Origin of the sequence: Haladaptatus sp. (assembly GCF_049589095.1) — an archaeon.
GTDB lineage: Archaea > Halobacteriota > Halobacteria > Halobacteriales > Haladaptataceae > Haladaptatus.
In genome coordinates, this window is the sequence record NZ_JBAWAC010000319.1 from 1 (window position 1) to 3,569 (window position 3,569).

Annotated in this window: 3 protein-coding genes and 1 pseudogene; all 4 read right to left on the reverse strand. The window is 64.7% G+C overall.

Annotated elements, in window-relative coordinates; genetic code table 11:
* Positions 1–789: 789 nt before the first annotated feature.
* Positions 790–1,464, reverse strand: coding sequence for a phosphoglycolate phosphatase (locus WBV42_RS10310; protein ID WP_423985951.1), 675 nt, complete (start codon positions 1,462–1,464; stop codon positions 790–792).
* 68 nt (positions 1,465–1,532) lie between these two features.
* Positions 1,533–1,961, reverse strand: coding sequence for a low molecular weight phosphatase family protein (locus tag WBV42_RS10315; RefSeq protein WP_423985953.1), 429 nt, complete (start codon positions 1,959–1,961; stop codon positions 1,533–1,535).
* Positions 1,962–1,994: 33 nt separating this feature from the next.
* Positions 1,995–2,333 (reverse strand): annotated as a pseudogene (locus WBV42_RS10320) (ArsR/SmtB family transcription factor); the annotation flags it as partial.
* A gap of 154 nt (positions 2,334–2,487) precedes the next feature.
* On the reverse strand, positions 2,488–3,569 hold a 1,082-nt coding region (locus WBV42_RS10325), incomplete at its 5' end, for a hypothetical protein (RefSeq protein ID WP_423985952.1).

Here is a 3,569-nt window from a genome sequence, read left to right on the forward strand (position 1 = left end):
CCTCCCCAACCGATTGTGCGTGGTTCGAGAGAGCTTTGCTCTCTCGTCATCACGAAAGACGCGAAGCGTCTTTCGAACGACTTCGCTCGTTACACTCGCTGCAGTGCCTGCGGGCTACGGCCGCAGGTCAGTGAGACGCTCCGCGCCTCGCAAGTCTCACCCCCCGCGCGGGCGCACTGGGTGCGCCTTCGCGCGCCGCGGCAGCTGGTCCTTATCGCATAACCCGTCCATCCGGGTGGCGCGCGGGCCTGTCTGGCTATCGTGTGAGGGATGAGTGACGCCGCGACTGAAAAGGAGCGGCGGAGGGAGTCGGCTGGGAGGGTGTGGCTATCGCGGTAGCGGTGTGGGGTGGGATTGAAAGGGGCCACCTGGTCCCGCGAACGCAGTGAGGGGGACGTTGTCGGAACTCGTTTCCGACTGAACTCGCGCTTGCGTGGTCGCCTCGCCGACCACTCTCGAAGAAGTGAGCGACCATCGGGAGCGAGCGGATGAGAGATGTCGGGCGAGCGTCACGCGAACGTAGTGAGGGTGACCACGGAAGTCGCAGCCCGCGAACGAATGTGAGCCGGAACGTCTTCCGGAGGACCGCGAGCGGGTGGGGGCTTTCTAAGACTTCGTCGCAGTAGCTGTGCTCTCATCAAAAGTTGCGTCATTTCGAAGCGACCGGGCGAGGGCTTTCGGAGTCTGCTTCCCAGTTGCTGAAATCACAACAAAACCAAATCCATCTTTCCGTAGCGGGTTGTAGTGTTCGAGGACAATTCTTTCAGTAAAATTCCGTCCCTTTCGTTGTCACGGCCACTCTCGAACTTCCTCCAAAACCGATATCGTCCCCTCCGAGTTCGACTCATCGATGACCGTTCCGGCCGCACGCTTGGCTTTCTCGTCGGCGTTCGCCACCGCGTAGCTCTCGCCGACGACGCCGAAGGTGGAGACGTCGTTTTCCGAGTCGCCGACCGCGACGAACTCCTCCAAATCGCGTCCGAGCAGTTCGGCGACGGCCTTGATTCCCATGCCCTTGCTCACGCCGGAGGATTTGACGTGGTAGGCGAAGCCGGTGTCCACGACTTCCTGTCCGTACTCGCTGGCGAGTTCCGAGAGCGGGCCGAGCGGTTGGTCGCGCTGGACGGCGATTTCGGTCTCGCGCCAGCGGTTGGTCAGGTCCACTTCGCCCCACCCCAACTCGTGACCTGCCTCGCGGTACTCCTCGGCGACGCGGCGCGCAGCGTCGCCGTCGCCGTTGCGCGTGACCTCGTCGTTCGCGAGGACGATGCCGCCGTTCTCGGCGATGACGAGTTCCGGTATCTGGAGGAAGTGACAGAGCGAGACGGGGTAGGGAAACGCCTTTCCGGTGGCGATGACGACGGGGGCCTCCCAGTCGGGGAGCAGATCGAAAAACCGCGGGTCGATGGAGTCGTCCGGCCGGGTCATCGTACCGTCGATATCGAGAACGAGCGGTGGAACCATGCCGGGGGATTCGTCGGTTCCGCACTTAGGTTCGGCGTTCGCGGTTATCCCGAAATCCGTCGTCCGTCTCAGCGCTCGATTTCGTCGAACAGCGACCGCACGCGGCCGCGGATTTCGTCCCGAATCTCGCGGACGCGCTCGGGGGATTTTCCGTCGGGGTCGTCGAGGTCCCAATCGCGGGTTTCGCCCGCCCACGAGGCCGGACACACGTCCGCCGCCGAACAGCCCATGGTGATCACGTAATCGCAGGTATGCAACTCCTCGAACGTGATCTTCCGTGGGGTTCGGTCCACGAGGTCGAAATCGCGTTCCGCCATCGTCTCCACGACGGATTCGTGCACCCGGTCCGCCGGGTCGGTGCCGCCGGTCACGAGTTCGACGTCGAAGTCCCGTCGTTCGATCTCCCGCTCCGCGAACGCGATCGCCATCTGGCTCCGCCCGGCGTTTTGTACGCAGACGAAGGCGACCGTCGGTGGCTCCCAGAACGTCACGTCCAGCGCGGCACGGAGGCGTTCCGCGCGGTCTGTCGCCCCGTAGTAGTGCCATCGTCCTACCGTCCGTCGGGTGACGAGGTCGGCATCGGCGAGTTCCGAGAGCGCGTGGCTGAGCGCGCTTTCGCCCACGTCGAACAGCGGCGTGAGTTCACAGACGCACAGGTCGCGGTTCGCCGTCGTGAGAACGCGAATCAGCCGATAGCGGTTCTCGCTCGCCAGCGCCGAGAGGGTCGAAACGTGGTCGATGTCGGCCTCGGCGAACGCGTCCTCGCGGAACGCCAGCAGTTCTTCCCGCCGCCGTTCCACGTCGCCGTCCGAACACCCGTCGAGTTCGTCGTCGAGCAGGCGACGAAGTCGGTCGTCTTGTCGAGCCATAAGTCATCAGTTGAATAGTTGAACAACTATTCATCTATTACGATTTGCCGCTCACTACCGGTTCGCGCGGAGATCATTGAGTGTTCTCGCGGAATTCGGTGAAAATCGATGGTCGGTAATCGGCGATCGACGCGTCGGGCCGTGACGTCCGACGTTACATCCCGAGCGACGCGACCCACGCGCTCTGCGGGAAGACGCCGAGCGCGGCGAGGATCGCGACGAGGAACGTGCCGAAGACGATGCTCGCGGCGGGCGGGTCCATGTGTGTGTCGGCGTGGGAGTAGAACACGCGCTGGAACGCCTCGCCGAACAGGCCGCAGACGACGCCGAATACTGCACCCACGGCGAGCGCGGTGAGGAGCGGAATCTGCGCCTGAATCGCGGCCGGGGACGCCGTCGTGATGTTCATGCTTGCCGGAGCGAGCGCCAGCGCGGCGGTGCTCGCCGGGAGAGCCATGTGGTGGGTGACGGGCATTCGCTCGACGCCGCAGTTCAGGAAGACGAGGCTGGCCGCGCTGATACCGAAGGCGAGGAACGGGCTCCCCGTCACGTAGGCCGTGTACGCGCCCAGAATCCCGACGACGAGGCCGAGCGTCGCCACGTTCGCCCACTTGTACTGGTGGGGGAGCCACGGTTCGACGAGGAAGCGGTTTCCGACCGTGCCACCGTCGGTTTCGGGCGAACCGCCAGCGTCTGATTCCCCGCCGTCAGCCGCCGGTTCGCCGATGATGCGACGGTCCTCCGACTCGAACGGGGACATGTTCAGGAGGCCCTTCTTGGCGTTTCCGATGATGCTGTAGCCGAAGACGAGGCGGTGGGCCACGGCCGAGAGGACGACGCCCATCGCGATGGGGTCGTAGGGCATGCTGTAAATCGTCGAAAGCTGGACGAACCAGTAGCCGATTATACCGAACAGGCCGCCGACGGCGAGCACGTCGGGTTTCGTCCCGAGCGCGAACGAGATGTTCTTCGCCTCGTGGAAGTCGAAGCCGGTTTCCATGTAGCCGCGTTTCGCGGCGTAGGCGGCCGCCGCCGTCCCCGCCGCGAAACTGATCGCGGGGGAGAACACCGGACCGAACGCGATGGAACCGGTGATTCCCAGCGCGCCGAGTTGGTCCGCCTTACCGGGACCGGTCGCGGCGACGTAGCGTCCCACGACGTTCGCCGCCTCCCCGGCGATGACCATGAAGCCGGTGAAGATGAACGCCGGGAGCGCGCCGACGGCCGCGCCGAACG